This window comes from Paenibacillus sp. R-74696 (assembly GCF_055814915.1).
In genome coordinates, this window is record NZ_JBPULM010000026.1 from 241,725 (window position 1) to 265,311 (window position 23,587).

Annotated in this window: 10 protein-coding genes; 4 read left to right on the forward strand and 6 right to left on the reverse strand. The window is 45.7% G+C overall.

Translation table 11 applies throughout. The features are described from left to right. Positions 1–2: 2 nt before the first annotated feature. Both ACSR9A_RS09940 and ACSR9A_RS09945 read right to left on the reverse strand, forming a co-directional pair. Positions 3–1,154 (reverse strand): response regulator, encoded by a 1,152-nt coding sequence (locus ACSR9A_RS09940; RefSeq protein ID WP_473756999.1) that lies wholly within the window; start codon positions 1,152–1,154, stop codon positions 3–5. Continuing rightward, positions 1,135–2,964 (reverse strand): sensor histidine kinase, encoded by a 1,830-nt coding sequence (locus tag ACSR9A_RS09945; protein ID WP_473757000.1) that lies wholly within the window; start codon positions 2,962–2,964, stop codon positions 1,135–1,137. The genes ACSR9A_RS09940 and ACSR9A_RS09945 overlap by 20 nt, the downstream gene beginning before the upstream one ends. A 630-nt stretch (positions 2,965–3,594) precedes the next feature. Here ACSR9A_RS09945 and ACSR9A_RS09950 point away from each other — a divergent pair. From ACSR9A_RS09950 to ACSR9A_RS09965, 4 genes are read left to right on the forward strand one after another with little or no spacing between them, the layout of a single operon-like run. Then, positions 3,595–4,815 carry a DNA cytosine methyltransferase gene (locus ACSR9A_RS09950; protein ID WP_473757001.1) on the forward strand — a complete coding sequence of 407 codons (1,221 nt, stop codon included), beginning with the start codon at positions 3,595–3,597 and terminating at the stop codon, positions 4,813–4,815. A 23-nt stretch (positions 4,816–4,838) separates the two neighbouring features. Next, positions 4,839–6,875, forward strand: a complete 2,037-nt coding sequence (locus ACSR9A_RS09955; protein WP_473757002.1) for a sensor histidine kinase — start codon at positions 4,839–4,841, stop codon at positions 6,873–6,875. 1 nt (position 6,876) lies between these two features. Further along, positions 6,877–7,551 (forward strand): DNA-binding transcriptional response regulator, encoded by a 675-nt coding sequence (locus ACSR9A_RS09960; protein WP_473757003.1) that lies wholly within the window; start codon positions 6,877–6,879, stop codon positions 7,549–7,551. A 1-nt stretch (position 7,552) separates the two neighbouring features. Next, a complete protein-coding gene (locus ACSR9A_RS09965) occupies positions 7,553–8,500 on the forward strand; it encodes a hypothetical protein (RefSeq protein ID WP_473757005.1) in 948 nt (315 codons plus the stop codon). A 246-nt stretch (positions 8,501–8,746) separates the two neighbouring features. On the opposite strand, the gene ACSR9A_RS09970 is transcribed toward ACSR9A_RS09965, so the two are convergent. The 4 genes from ACSR9A_RS09970 to ACSR9A_RS09985 all read right to left on the reverse strand — a co-directional run bounded on the left by ACSR9A_RS09970 (position 8,747) and on the right by ACSR9A_RS09985 (position 23,500). Then, positions 8,747–11,545 carry a glycoside hydrolase family 3 C-terminal domain-containing protein gene (locus ACSR9A_RS09970; protein WP_473757006.1) on the reverse strand — a complete coding sequence of 933 codons (2,799 nt, stop codon included), beginning with the start codon at positions 11,543–11,545 and terminating at the stop codon, positions 8,747–8,749. 261 nt (positions 11,546–11,806) lie between these two features. After that, positions 11,807–16,597: an S-layer homology domain-containing protein gene (locus ACSR9A_RS09975; RefSeq protein WP_473757007.1), complete on the reverse strand. Its 4,791-nt coding sequence runs from the start codon at positions 16,595–16,597 to the stop codon at positions 11,807–11,809. A gap of 614 nt (positions 16,598–17,211) precedes the next feature. Beyond that, positions 17,212–23,370 carry an immunoglobulin-like domain-containing protein gene (locus ACSR9A_RS09980; RefSeq protein WP_473757008.1) on the reverse strand — a complete coding sequence of 2,053 codons (6,159 nt, stop codon included), beginning with the start codon at positions 23,368–23,370 and terminating at the stop codon, positions 17,212–17,214. Next, complete coding sequence (locus ACSR9A_RS09985) at positions 23,363–23,500, reverse strand: hypothetical protein (RefSeq protein ID WP_473757009.1); 138 nt, start codon at positions 23,498–23,500, stop codon at positions 23,363–23,365. Before ACSR9A_RS09985 ends, ACSR9A_RS09980 begins: the two co-directional genes overlap by 8 nt. Between the last annotated feature and the right edge of the window lie 87 nt (positions 23,501–23,587).

Consider the following 23,587-nt stretch of genomic DNA (forward strand, 5'->3'; position numbering starts at 1 on the left):
AATTATTTAGCGTTATCTGATAATTCACTGACCAGTGAATCGTATAAGAGGAGCAGTGCTTTGGATGGACGAATGCCGAGCTCTTTTTTGATCAGCCTCACATAGTCGATGTATTGGGTCGTAAGCCCCTTCTTGTTTCCGTCCTGCGCATGCTTGCGGAGCAGCAGGCTCAGAACGGATTCATCAAGGGGATTTTGCGCATATAGCTTCAGCAACAGCTTCGATGCTGCAGCCGTATTGGAGAGAACGAAGAGCGTCTCCACTACATTTTTGACGAACGAGGTGTAAATTTCCGCCAGCCGATCCGTCTCGTGTATAGCCCAGACGTAGGCTTTGCTGCCGAACAACCCCCCCGTGTAGAGCCTTTCCGCGTTCAGCGCGTCCTCCATATTAACAGCGTCAACCCTTTTACATTTGCTTGTTTGACGCTCAAACTCCTCAAAATCAATCATCGCATCGGCCAGCTCCAGCGCGTAGCCGTCATTTTCCGAGCGAATGGCATCCCGAAGCGCTAACGGCTCTAATGATTTGCGAAGCTGATAGACGGTCGTATTCAAATATTTTTCCGCATTCATACTCGTCATACCGGCGAAAATATCTGCAACGAGCCTGGCACGCGAAATCCTGCGACCACGGTTCAGCAGCAGGTAGGCAAACAGTTCGGCGCTTTTGCTGGAAATCCATTTCACGCGTCCCTGTTCATTTTGCACGGAAAAGTCGCCTAAAGCTGTGATTCTGACACGGTTGGGGTTTTGAATTAGAGCGCTGCCCGTCGGGGAATCGCCTATCCTTTTCCTGCCTTCCAGTGCACGATGAATCGTCCGCTCCAGCCGTTCCTGCGTTACGGGCTTCACCAAATAATCGAGCACCGACAGCTCAAATGCATCCACGGCATAATCTTTATGCGAGGTAACGAACACAATTTGTGTTTTGCAGCCCTCCTCGTCCAGCTTGGAAGCAAACGCAAGCCCGCTGTCACCCGGCATGGAGATGTCTACAAACGCCAGCTCGACGTCGGTATTTCCAGCGAGAAAATCACCCGCCGCATGCGTATTCACAAATGCCCCTACGACCTGCAGTTCTGTGTATTTCGCCAGCATTTTCCGCATAATTAAATGCATGACGGGTTCATCATCAATTAAGATGACCTTCATAAGCTTTCACCACCGTTTCCTCGCTGTCACTTTCGGCCCTGCTGCTGACGGCCCCTGGCAATGTAAACCGGAATGTCGTTCCTTGCCCCGCCGAGCTCTCAAACCGGAGACTGCCGCCATGCATGCGGAGAAATTCCCGAGTCAATACGAGACCAAATCTCATTTCGCTTCCGTCCTCCCCACTTGCAAATCCAGGCTCCTTGAAAAAGAGTTCATCATGACGCAGCAGACGCGCCGTCTCCTCATCAATCCCGCTCCCATTGTCGCTAATGGATACCGTTACCTCATTATGCTCAATAGAAGCGCTGAGCTCGATCTTTCCGTCGATATCCGTATATTTAATCGCATTGGAAAGCAAATTCCGAAAAATCAGATCCAGCATTTCTTTATCGGCATTCACCGTCAGCCTCTCGTCAATCTGCTCGGAAATTTGAATGTTTTTCATCCCTGCTCTGGCTCCTGCCAGCGATAAAGCTTGGCGGACAACCTGCTGCAGGTTCCAGGCCTGCGGCCGGAATGCAACCTCGCCATTTTGACTGCGATACCAGTCCAGCAAATTATCGACGAGTTGGAAGGTGGCGCGTATTTGCCGTCTAATCTCTTGAAATACCTCGGCGCTGGCAATATCGGTATCCGTAGGCTCCTCGCCCAGCAGCTCGGTTAAGCTCACCAGTAGGGCGATGGGATCACGAATATCGTGAGCCATAACGGTGAACAGCTTATCCTTAAAGGCGTTCAGTTGGGACAGCTGCTGCGATTTTTCACGAAGTCGCTCCTCATTCTCCTTTAGCTCCGTAATATCGCTGAACATCAGCATTTTGCCAATCGGGGTCGTCCCCGTGTCGTAAATATACGTTAAGCTGCAAATGTAATACATGTGCCGATCACCCAGCAAACGCTGGAATGCAAACCGTTCATCCTGAAAACCCCCGGTAGATATTCGCTGGAGCAATTCGGGACTGGTCGCTAGTACGTCCTTGCCTAAGGCAGGGAAGCTTTTCGTTTGCATAAGCTCGGGAAACACCTCTTCGGCTGCGCGGTTGTGGTTCACGATTTGATTTTCATAATCCAGCAGCACCACCCCGTCGCGAACGGTATCAAACATTTTGGCATAAGCAAGCGGCGTTAACCGAAGTAGTCCGAACCTAAAAATCCCCCACGCATACACGACACCCGATACAGCGAACCCCAGCGGGGTAAAGTCAATAATCGTATTATACATATAGCCTATATTAAAAAGCATCGGCGCAGCCGCTCCAAGAATAAGGAGGACAATCTGCTTTCGCACAATAGGCAAAGCTCGTATATACATCGGAATAAACAGCAGAATGCCCAGCAGCAAAATCGTATAATTATAAACGCCATGCACCGCATACCAAGGGCCTTTTAATGTATTGTACAACGGAACGGTATCGTCCGGATTCGGAAAATAGCCCGCGTACACAAGATGATGCCATTCATTAGTAAGATGCAAAAGAAATGTGACCGATGGGATGAGAAAAAGCAGCAGCGCAAGCCATTTTCGGTAAGGAGCTGCAAGTCCGGTAAACTGGATCACCATCAGCAGCCAGAAGGCGGAGACGAAGGGAATGCCTAAATATTCGAACTGAAGCGACAGCTTTACGCCGTCCAAGGTAACGCTCAATATTTCGAAGGCATAGCCAAGCGCATAGCAGGATGCTGCTGCCATCATGTAAACCATCGTTCTTGCCACCTGCAAATGGCGTTTCCGATAGGACAGGAACAACACAAACAGCATCAGCGCCGTCGCAAAGCATAGCAATACTGACATCCACAATCTCGTATCCACGACGGCACCTACCTTTCATTCGCTCTTTCGAGCATCTCGTCTATCATTCGACAAAATGGCTTCACAAAAACTTCAAAGAAAAAGCACTCAAAGTAATACTAAAACGGCGCAAGCAAAAATTTAATAATTACCACTTGTATACTTCATTCTCTATTTTTTTAAAATATAAGGAATTTTGTTTTCAAACTCGAAAATTGTTATGGAGCACTAAAAACCCAATGAATGCGAACGTAACTACCGAGAGATAGCTTGATCCTCTAAAACTCCTGCGTCTATTTCAATAATAGGGCAGAGGCACATTAATTCATAATTGTGATCAAAAGGATACAAAGAATAAAAATACATATGTTTTTCAATACAGCAATAAGAATAAACTGAATTAACCACAATAAATAAGAGAAAATTTATTTAAAATCCATATAAAAAATAAAATATAAATAAATTACTAATCTAAAATTTTCTATTCCAAATTAAAAAATATAAATAATCACATACGGAAATAATGTATCAATAAAAATATCTGGTTTATTATGAATATTTTATGTACAATTAAGTCCAAAGGCGCAGCTAGCCTGGTACTTCAGAGGCAAATATGATATCCTGGAACAAAACATGGATTGGGTGACTTAAATGAGTGGTCAAATACATAATATTCTTGATTTATTTTCCGGCGCAGGTGGAATGGCAGAAGGCTTTCTGCAAGCTGGATTTAAGGTTCCAAATGCTTGTGACTACAGTAGTGAAGCTGCAGAAACTTATGTAAATAGACATTTGCAACTAGGATATGAAAATACAATTTTTTATCAGGGCGATATTAAAGATTTAACAAAACCGAAGAAACTTAAACAATTTTTAAATGGTAATAAGATTTCTGTTATTGTCGGCGGGCCACCGTGTCAAGGTTTCAGTTTGACAGGAAAAAGAAATATAAAAGATCCCAGAAATTATCTTTTTTTAGATTACTTAAAAATTATAAAATTAGTAAAACCAAAATATTTTGTAATGGAAAATGTAGAAGGAATTCTATCTTTTAAAGTTGATTTAGTCAAAGGTTTAAGTGGTGATGTGTATGAAAATATCACTGTTCCAGAGATTATCGTCAAAGAATCTGAAAAAATGGGTTACCATGTTAAATATAAATTGTTGAATGCTAAGAATTTTGGAGTTCCTCAAAATCGTCCAAGAGTAATTTTTTTGGGACATCAAATAACTAAAGTAAAAAATGATCTATACAACTTAGTACCTGCACCTAGATTCCCTCAAGAAAATAATTTTTTTGTAACTGTTGAAGAAGCTATCTCTGATTTAAGATTTTTAAAAAGTGGAGAAATATCACACACTTATAATAACAGATATAAGCTTTCTGATTATCAAATATCTCTTAGAAATGGACTCACTCCAAATAATCAGGGTGCTAAAATTCAATCTAATTTCCTTTTAAATCATCAAGCGTCTAAGCATGGAAATACTGTTATCGAACGATTTAGGAAACTCAGACCGAATGAAAGTATTGGTCAATTATTATCGCGCTTAAATGAAGAAGAATATGAGAAATACTATACAAAAAAATATAGATGTACTAAGCTTCACAAAAAAAAAGTTGCTCCTACTATTCTAACTTTACCAGATGATATTGTACATTATGATCCTCAGAATTCGAGAATATTAACAGTACGAGAACTAGCCAGGATTCAGTCCTTTGATGATTCATTTGAATTTCTAGGCAAGCGAACCACTGGTGGGAATAGAAGGAAGTTTGAAACTCCACAATACACTCAAGTTGGTAATGCAGTACCACCATTATTCGCAATGGCAATTGCAAAAGAAATAATGGTTGCCTTATCTAAATGATAAAATAGATTGAGAGGGATTTTATGCCTATTTTACATTTTAGTTCATCCACAAATATAAAAGATTTAGTTGGCAGAAGATTGGTAACAAATAAAATTTCAGCTATTTTTGAACTTGTAAAGAACTCATTTGATGCAGATGCAGATGAAGTAAAAGTAATTATAGATCCTGATAATGATGAATTAATTATTAGTGATGACGGATCGGGGATGGATTTAAACGATATTACAGAGAAGTGGATGGTAATCGGCACTGATCACAAAAAGGGGGTAAATTTCACACCGAAAGGGCGCCCTATAAACGGTGAAAAGGGAATCGGGAGATTCTCTGTTGATAGATTAGGCAACAAACTTGAACTGTTGAGTTTAAAAGAAAATTCAAATCAAAATATTTTAGTGGTTTTTGATTGGGAAATGTTTGAAAACCAAGACAATAAACTTTTAAGTGAAATCGATATTAATTATACCATCAATAAAGTTCTTCGAAACAAAAAAGGCGTTACTTTAAAAATCACAGGATTACGAGATATTTGGGAGAAGCAAGAAATACTAACTTTAGAAAAACGTTTAAAGGGACTGCTATCACCATTCTCTGATCTTGAAAATCACCATTTCAAAATCAAGCTTGATTGTAAAAAGTTTGGATATAATAATAAAATTCTTGAACCTTATAAATTAAACGAAATAAGCTCACTCTGGGTTGAAATGAATATAAATAAAGATAGGTTGAATGAGATTAGTTTTGAAGTATATAGGAATGGTGCAATAGTCGAAGAAAACAGTTTCACTAATAAATATAATTTCGGCCCAGTTAAAGCCATTATTTATTCATTTGACAAAAGCGACAAACAATCCTTTCATCATAGATTCAAAGAAAATGTCAAGGATTATGGAAATATAAGGATATATAGAGACTTCTTTCAAATATATCCTTACGGCGAAGAGCAAAACGATTGGTTAGATCTAGAGTTAAGAAAATCTCAAGGACACTATCGTTTTTTAGGTGTAAGGGACATTATTGGGTACATTCAAATTTATCGTGAGCATAATACCTCTTTTATTGATGCCACAAATAGGCAAGGGCTAGAAGAAAACGAATCTTTAACTAGTTTAAGGAAATTTATAAAAGAGCAAGTAATGACAAAATTGGAAGAGTACTTTTTCTTGAAAAAATTTAAAATAGCTGATGATCAGCATATAGAGCACCGTATAGAAATTACTGAGGCAACTAAAAAATTGAATGCTGTTGCTCGGAATATTCATTATTTTTCTCCAGAAATAGCCGAACAAGTTATTGAACTTTCCAAAGTAATACGAAGTAGTAATCAGGAGCAAGATAAGATTATTAGAAATCAAAAACAACTTGTAGAAGTGTACAAAAGACTTTCAAGTAAAGAAACTTTACTACAAGGAATAATACATCAAGTTCTTATTAGATTGCAGAATATTGAAACATCTGTATGGAATCAGAAGGTGGATCTTGAACTTCTAAATATACATGAAGATGTTCTAAATATTATAAAAGAAAATGAAGCCTTTATTTTAAATACTGCAACGGAAATAAAAACTTATTTGTTAGATGCAAGAAATTACCTTCTTAAGAAAAAAGAAAAAATCTATATAAATCTGTTTGAACACTTAGAGAAGGTATTTTCCTCTTTTAAAACAACATTAATTAATGAGGAGGTAAAGTATATAATCCAAGGTGATAAAAATATTAAATTGAAAATTGATTTAAATGATCTCAAGATTATTATCGAGAATCTATTATCTAATTCTTTAAAGTCATTCAAAAAAATAACAAATAGAGAAAAAATAATAACTGTTTACTATGAAATATCCCCTACTAAATTAAATATTTTTTTCAATGATAATGGTGAAGGGATTCACGAAAATGTGATACCACATATATTTAATCCATTTTATACAACTACTGAAAATGGTTTCGGTATGGGATTATCAATCATTGATGAATTAATTAAAGGAAACAATGGGGAAATAAATCTAGTGAAATCTGATTTAGGAGCTTCGTTCCAACTTAGTTTTGATTTGGGGGATTAGTATGGAAATTACAAGAAATATCTTAATTGTAGATGATTCGAAATTTTTAGAAAGAGAAATTAAGCAATACGAACATATTTTCAGGAAAATTAAAGAAGATCAAAAACTTGACTATAATATAATTTTTTTCTCTACTCAAAAGTATAAAGAAGCAATTAGCCTTCTTGCAAGTGGAGAAGTTATTTACGACGTACTAATTATTGATTATGATCTAAGACAAGCAGGAAATGTTGAATACGGTAGTGATTTAGTAAAAGAAATTAGAGAGAAAATTAATAAGCACTGTAAAATTATATTTTATACAATGGGTGATTTATCTGAAGTCTTTCCAGATAGAAATGACCTAATCAACTTATTCAATCAGGGAATATATCGCTTTCTCTCAAAAGACACTAAGTCGAAAAGTTCTACATTGCATGGATTAAGTGAAATGCAAATAAGAGTGGAGACTATCATTGAGGCTATAGATAATATTGATTTTGTTCAAGTAAGTCTAGAAAAATATTTTGCAGATTATAGTGATATTATTGACGATGAACGGATAAAAGTTGAAGGAAAGGAATATACAATTAATGAAATAATAAATTTTATTAGAAGAGATGAAAAGACGGGCAGGCTTTATAAAGGGAACCTAGCTGAATCAGTCATTATACACAATATTATAACAGGTGAATGATATGAAAATAATTCATTTTTTTCCCAATTCGGGCGGTATAGGTTTTTTGCACGGATTTCGACGACACTTAGAACAAACTTACGGTACTAATTATAAATATATAAAACGTTCAAATGATTTAAATAATGAACTAGACATTAGATTAAACCATACTGACATTGTAGTATTCACTGCACATGGTGATCCAGACTCGATAGAAGCAGATGAAGTTAAAGGCGAACGTATCTACTTAACTCTTGATAAATTAACGGCTTTAAAAAATTCTTTTGTGTTCGCGTTTTCTTGTTCCACCGGTTCATTAGGAGAGCGCCTTTGTACTGAAAATAACACGATTGCATATGTAGGGTTTAATGATATTATAGATTTGGCTGTCGTTACTTCTTTGGAATCATCGTTCAAAGAAGAATTATCTAAAATATTAAGGGAGATTTACAATGAAGCTTTAGAAAAATCATTCGATATTTTCATAGAACGAAATTATGATGTAAATCAATTTGCAAAATTAATATCTCTTAATTTAAAAAGAATTTATGTATCTATTTTATCAATGGAGAAAGAAGAATTATGCCAGAAGTATAATGTTAATTACAAAAGAATTTCTAATGCTGCCTTTTTAAAAAAACTGCATGGGGATTTATTAACTACCATTGACTCAGTTAGATCCAGAATAATTGTTCACGGCGAAAAAAAATTCATACCGTGGTCTTTTATAGGGAATGATCCAGCTAGAATCACATCAATTATTTTGAAGTTCGAAAATGCTGTATTCTCTTCACAGAACGAGTATTATAGATATTATGTATTAGCAGTATTACATTTAAGAATAGGTAACATAGCAAATGCTGTTCGAAATTATCAAATTGCACGTAATTTATTTCCTGAATATGAACCATTAAAAACATTATCTTTTGATAAAGATGATTCGCAACATCAAATATTAACTTTATAATCATCAATGTCCTAACACCCTGTTTTTACAATTAGTACAAATAAAATTTTATATCCTTTTATTCCTCACTATGAAAACTAACTTGTATTTCATCAATAAAAGTCATAAAACGGTTAAAATCCACAACCTTTATTGGTTGTGGATTTTAACCGTAGAGGCGGACTATGAAAATAATTATCGGCCCTTCACTACCGTGCCCCACCTTGAGCGATAATCTAGATAGCTTAACAGGTTAGCCTCCTACCTCTAAACCTGTTTAAACTCAATCCACTCCACCTGCAAACCTGGCTTGATGAATTCCAGCTTCAGTTCATAGAAGCCAGCTTCCAGCTCGACTTTCATAAGCTTCTGTCTGATCCACTTGCCTTCGGTTCCATTCGTTTGAATGGTCGTCATCAGTTGATCGTTCAGCGTTACATTACATGCACTTTGCGCTAATTCCGTCTCTGGAGACATAATGCTGACAATGATCCGGTATTGCCCAGCTTGATCCACCTGCATAAAGGATGAACCCGCTACAGCAGGCTTCACCTGTGCATTTTGGGAAAGTTCTTGCACTTGCTCTGGCGAAGCTGCTGCTGAAAGCGAAGCATTCGCCTTGAACGCTTCAACCGTCTCTACGATTTCATGTTTTCTCGAAAATACAGGCGCGTTCATAATGAACGTGCAAATATTCATAGCAGAGCGCTGCAATTCGCCGCGGGTCAACGTGCCATTTTCAAGCGATTCAATCGTATTGTCATCCCAGCCATTGATTTCCGCACCGTAGTTCGGCACCACCATGTACAGGTCGTTTTGTGCACGAACCATCCAGTTCGTCAGTTTGCGATCCGCTGGGCCGCCACCCACGACATCGTTCATGATCGCCCACCAGTCCGTCATCACAATGCCTGTAAAGCCCCATTCGCCGCGAAGAAGCGTCGTGTTCAGGTCATAGTTGGAAGCGGCCCAATGTCCGTTGATCGGATTGTAGGAGGTCATAATCGAATTCGCACCGCCCTGCTTCACGGCGATTTCAAAGCCTTTCAAATAAATCTCACGAAGAGCGCGTTCGGAGACAACCGCATCGACCTTGCTGCGGTGCTTTTCCTGATTGTTGCAGGCAAAATGCTTCAGCGTAGCGTTCGAGCCGCCCTTCATAATCCCTTTCGTACATGCTGCCGCAAATACACCCGAAATGAATGGATCTTCTGAAAAATATTCAAAGTTCCGTCCATTAAGCGGACTGCGGCGAATATTCAGGCCTGGCCCGAGCAGCGTATCGATGTTGTTTCTTAGTAGCTCCTGGCCTTCCATTACATACAGCTCTTCGACTAGCTCCGTATTCCACGTTGCCGCAAGCAAGGTGCCGATTGCGACCTGAGTTGCCTTCTGACCGCTATCCATACGAATGCCGGACGGGCCGTCTGCTGTACAAGCCACGGGGATGCCATAATTGAACAGCTGATCGCTGACACCGCCGAAAGCTGAAGCCGTCCCCGATGTAACGAGCGGGCTGCTCATGCCCTCGCCTCTGACGATTGCCGCCAAATCCTGATCGCTAAGCTGCGCGATGAAGCTTTCCATACCGACTTTACCCTCAAAAACATCTCTTAACGTATGTCCCTGATTGCCCGTCTGTACTAGCGTTGCAGGAAGATTGTTCTCGATCCGTTCCGCCATAGAAACCTTCCGCTGCGGCACCTCTACAGAGATGAGCTCATACGAGCCATCTGTCTTCCGGGCACCCGGCTTCATTCTCGTAAAGCTTTCCATTGGCGCCATCGCTTCTTGCAGCTGCTCCACAACTTGAAGAGCATCCACGACATAGCCGTTTTGACCCTCAACAGCCACTTCCGCTACCTTTTTCACACTCGTTCCCACATAAAAACGATAAGTGCCTGCCTCCAGCACATAAGCGGAAGGATGCCCCGTCACACCAGCGTCATCATAGGAAGCCATAGCAGAAACAGGGAAGCTCACCGTAAGGAGCTGCGATTCGCCTGGCTGAAGCAATTTTGTTTTGCCGAATGCGGCCAGCGCTTTAGCCGGTTGACCCAGCTTGCCTTGCGGCGCTTCGTAGTAAACCTGCGCCACTTCTTTACCCGCGAAGGCGGTTCCCGTATTCGTTACGTTGACGTCGACTTCAACGTATTGCTCTCCTGCTTTGGTTGTCAGCTTGGCATCCTCCGGCTTGATGTCAAACGAGGTATAAGAGATGCCATAGCCAAACTCAAACTGAACCTTATCCGGGCAAAACGTCTCAAAATAACGATATCCCACATAGATATCTTCCTCATAAACGTTTTTAAATTCATTGCCGTAATTGCGAGTCGACGGATAATCGTTAATAGAATAAGCGATCGTATCCGTCAATTTGCCGCTTGGCGTCACGTCTCCAGCCAGCACATCGGCAATTGCATTGCCGCCTTCCATGCCACCCTGCCAGGAGTAGATGACACTTGCAATGGGATGCACGTAGCTTTCATCGTTCAGCCAGCTCATGTCTATAATGTTCGATACATTAAGCACGACAACGGTTTGTTCAAAATAAGCCGTCACCTGCTTCAGCATCGCTTTTTCTTCCACTGTCAATTGGTAGCTTCCGGACTCATCAGCATTGTCCTGATCTTCTCCCGCTGTACGTCCAATCACCACGACAGCCTTGTTCGACTTACTTCTTGCCTCCGAAACCAGCTCAGCCGTTAAAGGCATTTCCTTCTGATGCCATGGCTCAGCCGCCCAGCCGCCTCCACCGTTATCGAATGGATTTTCTTCAATCCACTTCTCATAAACAGCCGCCAGCGCTTCATTGACGGCAGCATTCTTGCTGCCACGAAGCCCATCCAGCAGATTTGTTGTATAAGTAACATGAACGCTGCCGCCCGAACCGGTACCGCTGCGATAATAGTTCACCTGAGTTCTGCCAAAAATAGCAACGTTGTCGCCATCCTTAAACGGAAGCACCTGTCCTTCATTTTTCAATAATACGGCACCCTCAGCGGCTACCGTCCGGCTGAATTCTGCAAAACCCTCTAATGGAACTCCAATGCTTTGTGTACTCAATTGATTTCCTCCTGTTTCTCGTATCCCTACCATTTGCTTGTTGCTGGCTCTATAGAAAAACACCTTTTCTCTTATGAAGTTTCCCGTTTTTCACGAACCTTTGTATGATTTCTATTAAGCCTTTTAAAAGAATAAAAGCTACCCTACTACTATACAAGTACCGCTTCTATAAATGCAAAATATACAAATCTATACCATGCGGGACATACTACAAAAAGACGTTCCTCCCTCATATAAAGGAAGAAACGTCTTTCTCTACTGCTAGCGCTTCACTTCATGCCCTTGATCATCAATGAACCATCGATGCTCCTGTGCCGCTTCTTCGACTTCCATGAAGGCCCAGTGTCTTGTGCCAACATCCTCAAAGGTCGGAGTACTCACACCATAAAGCGGTCCCCGTTCAAACAGGCGGTTAAGCACCTTGACGGCTTCAGCCCGTGTCAGCTTCTGATTCGGCTTAAACGTATGATCATCATAACCGCTCATTATGCCATTGGAACGGATGAAGGCAATTGCCTCATAAGCCCAATGCTCGGAGGATAGGTCCTTATAGGTTTGTCCTATTGCTGAAACCTCGGCTTCAACGCCCTTGCTCGTCAGCCAGCGGTATGCGATGGCCGCCATTTCAGCGCGAGTGATACCATCCTCAGGGCCAAAGCGTCCGTCTGGATAACCTTCCATCAACCTGGCTTCGGACGCGACTCCCATTTCCTCATATGCCCAATGCTTCACAGAAACGTCTTTGTAAGAGAATACTACTCCCCCGTTGGGGAGGCTCTCCAAATTTCTGACCAGCATAGCCGCCATCTGCGCACGGGTAACCGGCTTGTCTGGGCCAAATGTTCCGTCAGGGAAGCCTTTAATATATGGCTTGTGGAGGTTCGCCCCTTCACCGTCCTGCTGCTGGGCAGCAAAATATTCCTTCCAGCCTTCCATGTAAACCATCGTAAATGTACTGAATTTATTGACGTCGAATTGCACGCCCTGCTCCCCGCCCTTATAGGCAGCAATCTCGCCACGAATCAGCTCTTTGGTTCCATCGCTGTGCTCTACGAAAATAACCAGGTTGTCCAGAATGTTTTGACGGGCCGCGGCATCTTCAGACAAAGCGCCTTTAAGCGGCATCATCAACGTTACAGACCGGCTCTGCATATTGGTTTCAATGGTCATCGGACTGCCCAATACCTTAATCGTCTGGTCTCCTGCAATTTGGCGCACAAGCTCTTCTTTCTTGGCTCGATCCTCCACGACTTTACGTTCGTTTTCAGTCCGGATCGGAATGAAGCGGAAATAAAGATCCTCGTCGAATCCCACCAATGATTCTTGCGGAATAAACACGCGAACACCCTCAAGCTGGAATTCCAATGCAATACCACCGTCCGCTAGCGGTTTGACGGCATTTTTCGGAACTTTGATGTCCGTCTGGGACACTTTCCCCTCTTCGTCTGGTATAATGATTCGCGCTATTGGATTCGACTTGCCCTTAAGCTGCTCTACCGTTGCCAAAACTCTATCCTGTGCCAAGACAACATTATCCCTGACCTTGCCGTCCGAACTGGTCGTACGCTCAATCGGCGTTCTAGTAAGTAATTCGCCTTCGCCCGCCGAAACCTCCGCGAACACCTCTTCTTTGACAGTGCCAGAGTCGGTACCCGTCCCCGACGAAGATTGTGAGGTCGGCGTCGGGGTTGCACTCGTATCCGGTGTTGGCGTCGGGGTTCCGCCTGTATCCGGTGTCGGCGTCGCCGATTGACCTTGCTTAATATCGCTTGCTGTCAATTCAATCAAGCTAAATCGGAGTACCTTATTGCCAGCATCTATTTCATAAAGTCCAATATATTTATTCGTTTCAGCATCTACACCTGAGATGTCACCCATCTGATAGGGATCGATCACTCCCGCTCCCATCGGAGCGGAATCGCCATAATTTGGTGTTACAATCGGACTTGAAGAAATAGAAACCACTAACCGATTGTCTGGCTGTGAAAAAGCATATGGAAGGCTTGTAGTTCCTACCTGCAGGCCTTCCGTAGCTGCAGGAACGGGACTAAACGGCGATACAGGCACCGGAATCACTGGCGGAGTTGTATAACTCCACTGGAAATGCGGATAACGCTCATTAAACGCTGGGGAGATCGCCCATATTTGCTCAAAATCCCATTCCTCAAACTTCGGTTTTTCCTTCATGTCAGGTGTAGACCGATATTCGCTTATATCTAGCAAGATTTTAAGATCGGTTTCACCCGTCACCCTATCAGAGTATACCGACTCGGCAACCGACACATTGCTGCCGTTATTGCCTCCGAAGCTGTATGCGTCGGTATACATATAATCCTTGTCCAATATCGCTCCCGTAGAATAGGCGAAACGAAACGTATTGGAGCCCAGATCGTTTCCGATGAATCCACCTACGTACTGAACACCTTCAACTCTTGCACGCGAGTAAACATTCTCATATAGGGAGTTGTCGGATTGGCCGACAAAACCGCCAATATATAAGCCGGAGCCTATGACTTGCTGGATCGGAGATGCATAAGTCTGCTTAATGGTCGCTCCTTCAAGGTAGCCCGCCAATCCGCCAAGGATCGTTCTCCCTTCCACTTCTCCTGAAGCGTAGGATTTCTCAATGTCGATTCTGTTGCCCTCACCGATTAAACCGCCAAGCTTGCTGCCATAGTAGCTTTCGGCTGAGGAAACTTTGCCCGTAGCGTACGATTGAACAATGGCTACCCGCTCGTTTTCACCGCTGGTAACGTTGCCCGCCCGCCCGATTAAACCACCTCCGCCGCTTCCGCTAAAATCAATGATGATCACTTCGGCGCTGGAATAAGAGCCGGAGACTAGCGATTGGCCTTCAATGGCGCCTATCAGGCCGCCAAGGGCACTTTTACCAGTAACACTGCCGGATGAAGACGAATGAATGACTTGCGTTTTCTTGGCCATCCCCACCAAAGCCCCCACCATTTCAGGCGGATTTAATTCATCCATTGCCGTAATAACGGCATTGACCAGGTGTACGTTCTCGAGCGTTGCTCCTTCTGTATACGCAAACAAGCCAACACCCTTGCCGGCATAAACCTGTATATTCAGGCCGCTAATCGTTTTGCCATTGCCATCGAATACCCCGGTAAACGGCTCGGTAGGCACATCGTAAGTCATATATGAACCGATTGGTGTCCAGCTTGTCCCTGCTCCACCATCCGTCAGATCAATATCATCCGTAAGAACGAAGTGACCATCCAGTACATAACGAATAGCATTTAATTCATCTGAGCCCGCAATTTGGTATGGATCGGCAGCTGTTCCCAACCCGCCTGCAAACAGCTGGACATCACCATTTTCAAGCTCAATGAGGCTGAACTTTACGATATTGCCAGCAGCATCAACCTCGTACAATGCGAGGTGGCTAACTGCCGCAGAGCTATCGATAGTAATATCGCTGCCAACTGCATAAGGATCTATCACGCTTGTTCCGTTGCCGACCGGAGCAGCAGCTCCCGCATCTGGAGTCGGCACACTGCCAGTCAGCATCTGTACCACAAGACGGTTGGCGATGCCAGCAGAAGCTCCACTAATACGCGTAGTTCCTTTTACTGTACCCGGTTCGACGGTAACTGCTCCTTCAATTTCCGGTGCCAGCTTGTCACCAAAATAGGGGAATCCACCATTAACGGCAGAGTCAATCAGCCATATGCCTTTAAAGTTCCAGTCTGCCGGATAGGTATCGGCATTTTGAATTTTGTTGGTGCATAGCGGCGTACCCAGCTCATCTCCCGGTTTGACAACCGAACATTGCGCACCTGAATGGTAAAACACATTGGAGACCGTTGCATTTGCATAGCTCGGCGCAAACTCTTTCACAATACTTTCATCGACTAGCAAGGTTCCGCCAAAATAGGCATTTTTAAAGGATACCGTTCCTTCCATTTTATAAACAAAGCCCGCCATCTCATAGCCGGTGACTGTTGCACGGGAGAACACATCGGTAAAGGTCGAGTCTTGCGCTTTGCCAACAAAGCCCCCTATCGCCGTCCCGCCCTTCACGACGGATGAGCCCGGGATTCCCTGGATAACGGATGGTCCAGCATAAGACTCAGACACCGTGGCATTTTTCAGGACACCTGCCAGCCCGCCAGCATTTTCGGTCAGCGTTATGTTCATGTGGCCCGAGCTCACAGTGTAACCCTTAACCGAACTAGTCGAATAGGATGTTTCAACGATGATATTCTCACCATAGCCAATTAATCCGCCTGTCTGCAAGGTGCCTTCAACATCCCCCGTTGCCCAGTTGCCAATGAATTCGACTTGATCGCTTGCCGTGCCTTTTACACTGCCGATTAAGCCACCCCTGTTCTGGTATTTGTTATTAGCAAAAAGAGAACGCTGGCCTGCTCCATTTATTGGAAGCTGCACCTTTACCGATGCAGAGGAATGAATCACCGCCGTTTTGGCACCCGCTGCGGCCAATGATCCAATCAGACCGCCAGTGTTGTCTCTCCGGCTGACAATTGTTCCGAAGGCCGAAACATTTTCAATGATCGAGTTTTGGGCCGTACCCGCAAGCGCGCCAGCCGTAGCGCCAGTGGTTGTATCGCCATTGGTTTCATCACTTATATTGACAGCGGCCATATTCAGATTCCGAATTCTTGCGGAGCTGATGTAACCGAACAAGGAATTGTCCAATTTGTCCGACTTGATTGTAAGCCCAGAAACCGTGAAGTTTCCACCGTCGAATGTTCCAGTAAACGGCTTATTATCCGTTGTGCTGCCGATGGGACTCCAGCCCTCACCCTGATTGTACGGCGCAGCGTCCAGATCAATATTTGACGTCAGAACAAAATGCTTGTCCCGATAGTCCCTTACCCTATCCAATTGCTCCGCGGTTGATAGTTGGTACGGATCATCCGCCGTTCCCTCACCGCCGTCGAACAACCTAACGTCCTCGTTGCCGAGAGTCAGCGGATCATTGGATTCGGCTGAGACTCCCAGCGGGGGAAGTCCCGAAAAAATCAATAGAACGATCAGAATGGAATGTAAATAACGACGAAGCATAATGTAGTTTTCCTCCCAAATGTTATCTCTGCCACATGTCGCTCAACACCTCGACATTTTGCGGCATTTTTCGCCATTATACCTCCTCTTCTGTGACAAAATTGTTGCAAGTGCAACGGCTGATCCTCCCTCTGGAGGCAAGATAGGCTCAGCAAAGGGTTCATGCTCAAGCAGCCTTAGTCCAGCCTCCATTAAATAGCGCTGATAAATGTAGCGGTAGCTTTCACACCATTCCCCGCCAAATTCCGCGAGAAAGGGACATTCACGTCTTCCATGTTCCGAATTTTTTTCCTACTCCACGTCTGTGAGACGTCCCGGGGTAAGAGCGCTATCTTCCTCTCCATCTATCTGCTTCTTTAATCTCGTACGCCTTTGGCAGTAAGGACTTCTACATGTTATGCAGTCTCATCCAACCTACGCTAGCCTTAATATGAAGTTCGTGTTCCTCAGACCAGAGATTTGCCATCGGCTTCCTTCAGATTTCACCTCACGATGGACACCATTGCCTTAAGCTATGGCTGCTACTGCCCTCACCATTCGGGACTTGAACCCTAGAGATAGCACCACGCTGGGCGCACACAAATAGAGGGGGCCGAATTCGGCCCCCTCTATACCTAAATTAGATCAGATTTTTGCATAAGTTTTTGAATAACGGTTGCAACCTCGCCCCTGGTTATGTACTCCTGCGGCGCAAGCTTATCAACGCTTCGTCCAGATACAATGCCAGCTTGAAGGATGTCCGCAACACTGCTTTGCGCCCACGCGGATACCTCCTGTGCGTCTCCAAACATACGAAGAGTAGCATCTGTTGGCTGAACAGACAGTTTAGCCTTCAGTCCTGTAAGCTTCATCGCTTTGGAGAGAATAACCATCGCCTGTTCCCTCGTGATCTTATCCGTCGGTCGGAAAGTGCCGTCTACAAAACCGTCAATCAACTGATACGTATAAGCCGTATTGATTGCGCTGCTAAACCAATCTGACGTCTTCACATCAGAGAATGGTGCGGCCCCGTTTTCCAGTTTTAGTCCCAATCCGCGTACCAGGATAGCTGCAAACTCAGCTCGTGTTATATCTCGATCTGGATTAAACAGACCGCCGCCCGTACCATCAATGATCATCCGCGACCCCATGTCGTTAACAGCAGCTTTCGACCAGTGACTCGCAACATCAAGGAATTCAAGCGGATGCCAGACGACGGAGTAAGTGCTGTTGGTTAAGCTGTTAATATGAGCATAATATTTGCCGTCGATTTCGACGATCTTGGTTGGTACGTGACGAACCGTTCCATCCGGCTCGACAACGACGCCCGTAGTAATTTGGTTCGTGTCGAATCCGGCCGGGATGGCGATGGTTCGCTCAACATAAGCATCGAATCTAGATACTTCGATTGTCTTTGTTCCGTATGTAGCTCTGATCGTGAATTCAACCGGCGGAACGACAAGCGTGAATTTCCCTTTCGCTGCCGCATCCTCCACAACTTTCATCGAATCGTTCGTTGGTGCGGCGATTTCAACTTGAACCTTGATGTCCTTTAGCGGCACCGACTTCCCGAATTGCTCCGCTATCATGTTAATATTCATTTGTTGTGCGGGAAGCTTATAAGTCGCATGATTCGTTCTGATTTCCAATATAGCTTTTTGATTATCCATGGTTTGAACCATTTGACCGTTTAATTCGCCAATGACCACGTCAGACTGTGTGTTGACCGGAATCGTAATGACTGCACCCTGGCCTTCCGCAGCCAGCTTGTCTTCCAGCTTCTTCTGGTCAATGGTGATCGTGAGAACGGTTTGATCGTTAAGCTTACTTGTTGCGGCGATTCCCGCATTTTCCTGTTTGCCGTTCACCAACACGATGACCACATCTCCGCTTGAGTTGCTGGAGGCAGGCGCTGATCCTGTGTTATTGGCCGATTGTGCTTTCACCTTGAGGGTGAACGTTTTGGTCTCCGTTTCGCTTCCCTTCGTAATCGTGGCGGTCAGCGTTACTTCCTTGTCCCCTCCGGCGTAGGATGGACGGGTCACTTTGCCGTCATCGGCCACAACGCTCGTATCGTCGGATGACCACGTGATTGTCGTGCCGCTTGCTCCTGTTCCAGGCAGCGTCACGTCTTGCGTGACATTCGTAGCGCTGTCGCCACTTCCAAAGCTGACCTCCAGAGCAGCCTTGTCATCGCTGACAGCTCCTGCGTCGGTCTGCGAATTGACTTTCACCTTGAGGGTGAACGTTTTGGTCTCCGTTTCGCTTCCCTTCGTAATCGTGGCGGTCAGCGTTATTTCCTTGTCTCCTTCGGCGTAGGATGGACGGGTCACTTTGCCGTCATCGGCCACGACGCTCGTATCGTCGGATGACCACGTGATCGTCGTGCCGCTTGCTCCTGTTCCAGGCAGCGTCACGTCTTGCGTGACATTCGTAGCGCTGTCGCCACTTCCGAAACTGACCTCCAGAGCAGCCTTGTCATCGCTAACAGCTCCCGCGTCGGTCTGCGAATTGACTTTCACCTTGAGGGTGAACGTTTTGGTTTCCGTTTCGCTTCCCTTTGTAATCGTGGCAGTCAGCGTTACTTCCTTGTCCCCTCCGGCGTAGGATGGACGGGTCACTTTGCCGTCATCGGCCACGACGCTCGTATCGTCGGATGACCATATAATTGTCGTGCCGCTTGCTCCTGTTCCAGGCAGCGTCACGTCTTGCGTGACATTCGTAGCACTATCGCCACTTCCAAAGCTGACCTCCAGAGCAGCCTTGTCATCACTGACAGCTCCCGCATCGCTCTGCGGATTGACCTTCACCTTGAGAGTAAAGGTTTTGGTTTCCGTTACACTGCCCTTCATAATCGTCGCGGTCAGCGTTACTTCCTTGTCTCCTTCGGCGTAGGATGGACGGGTCACTTTGCCGTCATCGGCCACGACGCTCGTATCGTCGGATGACCACGTGATCGTCGTGCCGCTGGCTCCTGTTCCAGGCAGCGTCACGTCTTGCGTGACATTCGTAGCGCTGTCGCCACTTCCGAAACTGACCTCCAGAGCAGCCTTGTCATCACTGACAGATCCCGCATCGCTCTGCGAATTGGCTTTCACCTTGAGGGTGAACGTTTTGGTTTCCATTTCGCTTCCCTTCGTAATCGTGGCGGTCAGCGTTACTTCCTTGTCTCCTTCAGTGTAGGATGGACGGGTCACTTTGCCGTCATCGGCCACGACGCTCGTATCGTCGGATGACCACGTGATCGTCGTGCCGCTTGCTCCTGTTCCAGGCAGCGTCACGTCTTGCGTGACATTCGTAGCGCTGTCGCCACTTCCAAAGCTGACCTCCAGAGCAGCCTTGTCATCACTGACAGCTCCTGCGTCGGTCTGAGTAGCAACGGTGACCGTAATCGTCGCCGTTCCGTTTTTGCTGCTGTCCGCCGTCGATGTTGCCGTGATTGTATAAGCTCCCGTTACTGCTGCTGCATCAACAGTAACATTACCCGCAGTATCTACCGTCACTTTGCCGCTGGCATCGCTGCTCGTCCATGTCACTGTCGTCGCTGCACCGCCCACCACATCTACCGTGGCCGTGAGCTGCTGACTCTTGCCTTGCTCTACGCTTGCGCTGCTTGGACTGACGTTCACGCTGTTCACCGCCGGTGCCGGAACAGATTGTAGAATGGTTCCACTGGCCCCCACAGCCGTAAAAGTACCGTTGGCGTAGATGACTCCCAGCAAATTATTTGTAGTGCTGCTCGTACTCGTTTGCGTAGTCCAGTTCACTCTGTCGGCGGAGGTCACAACCTTTCCGCTGGCTCCTACAGCCACATAAATGTCATTTCCGTAAGCTGCGCTATTTAGGCCATTTGCGGTGCTGCTTACTTGGCTCGTCCAGGTTACTCCGTCGGCAGAGGTCATAACCGTGCCGCTGGCTCCTACAGCCACAAACATGCCATTTACGTAGGAAATGCCGTTTAAATTAACGTAAATGTTTCTTGTTTGGCTCGTCCAGGTTACTCCGTCGGCAGAGGTCACAACCGTGCCGCTGGCTCCCACAGCCACATAAACGTTATTTCCGTAGGCTACGCTATTTAGGCCGCTTGTGGTGCCGCTTGTTTGGCTCATCCAGGTTACTCCGTCAGCGGAGGTAATAACCTTTCCGCCAGCTCCCACAGCTACGTACTTATCATTTCCGTAGGTGATACTAAGCAGATTTTGCGTCAGTCCACTCAGCGTCCGTTTCGTCCAGCTTACTCCGTCGTCGGAGGTTACAATCGTTCCACTGTTCCCAACGGCCACATACTTGCCGTTCCCATAGATAACACTAAACAGATTTTGACTAATGCCGCTCAGCGTCTGCTTCGTCCAGCTTACTCCGTCGTCGGAGGTTACAACCGTTCCACTGTTCCCAACGACCACATATTTCCCGCCTCCATATGTTACGTAATTTAAAATATTGGTCGTTAACGCTGAGCTTCCCCGGCTTGTCCACGTAACAGGAACAACGGTAACCGTAATCATAGCGGTTCCGGTCTTGCTGTTGTCCACTGTCGATGTTGCCGTGATCGTGTAACTTCCTGGCACGGCTGCCGCAGCAACAGTTACATTGCCCGTGGCGTCTACCGCTACTTTGCCGCTGGCATCGCTGCTTTTCCACGTGACTGTCGTCGCTGCGCCGTTCGCCGCACCTACCGTTGCTGAGAGCTGCCCGCTCTTGCCTTGCTGCACACTTGTGTTGATTGGGCTGACGCTTACACTGTTTATTGCTGGCGATCCCGGAGCGGCAGTCACCGTAATCGTCGCGGTTCCGATTTGCCCGTCATCCTCTGTCGATGTTGCCGTAATCGTGTGGTAGCCTAGCGCGGCATCCGCGGCAACGATTACCTCCCCCGTAGTGTCTACCGCCACCTTTCCGCTGGCATCGCTGCTTGCCCACGTCACGGTTGACGCAGCGCCACCCGCCGCATCCACCGCTGCCGTGAGCTGCTGGCTTCCGCCTTGTACTACGCTTACGCTGCGCGGGCTGACGTCGACGTTGCTTACTTCCGGTAATATTGGCATTGCAGCGGATTGCAAAACCCTTCCTGAGTTCCCTACCGCCATATACGTCCCATTGTTGTAGACGATACCGTTAAGATTGACCAAATCCTGGTTCGTCGATTTCGTCCAATTCATTGCATCGCTGGAGGTTACAATCTCTCCAGCATTCCCTACTGCCATAAACATATGATTTCTATAGATGATAGCATTTAGCTGAGAGGAAGTACCGCTCGCCGGGCTCGTCCAATTCACGCCATCGTTGGAGACAATCAGCGTTCCACCAAGCCCTACCGCCACAAACTGGTGACCTCCGTAGGCAATACCCTTTAGTTGTTGCGTAGTGCCGCTCGCCGAGCTCGTCCAGTTCACGCCATCGCTGGATGTAACAACCATTCCTGTGTTTCCTACCGCCACGTACTTCCCTTTTCCATAGATGACGCTGTTTAGACTTTGCGTAGTGTTGCTCGTCCGCCCCGTCCAGCTCGTTCCGTTACTTGAAGTTACGACCCTTCCAGTAGCCCCTACTGCAACATACATACCATTTCCATAAGTGACACCGTATAATTGAGAGTAAGCGCCACTCGATCGGCTCGTCCAAGCAATCCCGTCTGTGGAAGTAAAATTCGTTCCCTCTGGACCCACTGCTACGAATATACCTTTTCCATAGGTAACCCCATTTAAATCTTGTGTCATACTGCTCTTTGTTCGGTTTGTCCAAGCGATTCCGTCGCCGGAGGTTGCAATCGTTCCCTCTGGACCAACAGCCACATAGGTTCCGTTACCGTTACCGTAAGCGATGCTATTTAACTTATTACTCGTAGGCAACGGGCTCCGGATCGTCCAGTTCCCTCCGTCAGCATAGGTTAAAATCGTTCCGCCAGTCCCTACTACCACATAGGTTCCATTACCGCCGGCGACTCCCATTAAACTTCCTGAGTTGAGGCCGCTCGTTTGATTTTCCCAAGTTACTCCGTCAGTAGAAATTTTAATCACTCCAGAGTTCGCTGTTGCCACAAACATCCCGTTCCCGTAAATGACGCTAAGCAAATTTTCCGAAGTGCCGCTCGTCCGCTGTGTCCAGGTTACGCCGTCTTCGGAGGTTACAACCTTCCCTTCTGAACCTACTACCACATAGATACCGTTACCATAGGCGACACCCAGCAAATTGGGAGATAAGTTACTCGTTTGATCTGTCCAGTTCGTTCCATCACTGGAAGTAAAGATCTTTCCATTCCCCCCCGCTACTACAAAAATACCGTTTCCATAGGTGATCCTATATAAAACGGAATTTGTAATTACGGAGCTAACTGGGTTCAACGTCCAGTCCATGCCGTCGCTGGAGGTCACAACCTTCCCAAACCCCCCTACCGCCACATACTTCCCATTCCCATAAGCAACGCTGGCAAGATCGCTTGAATCGTTGTTCGTTGCGTTCGTCCAGTTCACTCCATCGCTGGAGATGATAATTTTCCCACCTTCGCCTAACGCCACATATTGGCCGTTTTCATAGCTAATGCCTTTTAGCTTACTCGTAATACCGCTCGTTTGAGTTGTCCAACTCGCACCATCGGCAGAGGTCATAACGGTTCCATTATCTCCAACAGCTACATATTTCCCATCCCCATAGGTCACGTCATATAAATGCACACCCGTGGGCAGAGGCCCCCGGACCGTCCACTCGTCAAGCGGATTCGCCGCATTCGCAATCTGAGGAAAATGACCCACCACTATCAATACTGCCATGACGATTGATATCCAACGTTTAATCATTGTTGTCTTCCACTCCCTTTTCCTTCATTCTTTGTGCGCCTGCCAGTGCGCCTGCCAGTCCGCCAGCATTTTCGTCCAGCGTATGTTCATGTGACCCAAGCTCACTGAAATGTAAATAACGACGAAGCATAATGTAGTTTTCCTCCCAAATGTCATCTATGCCACTTGTCACTCAACGCCTCGACATTTTGCAGCATTTTTCGCTATTATACCTCCT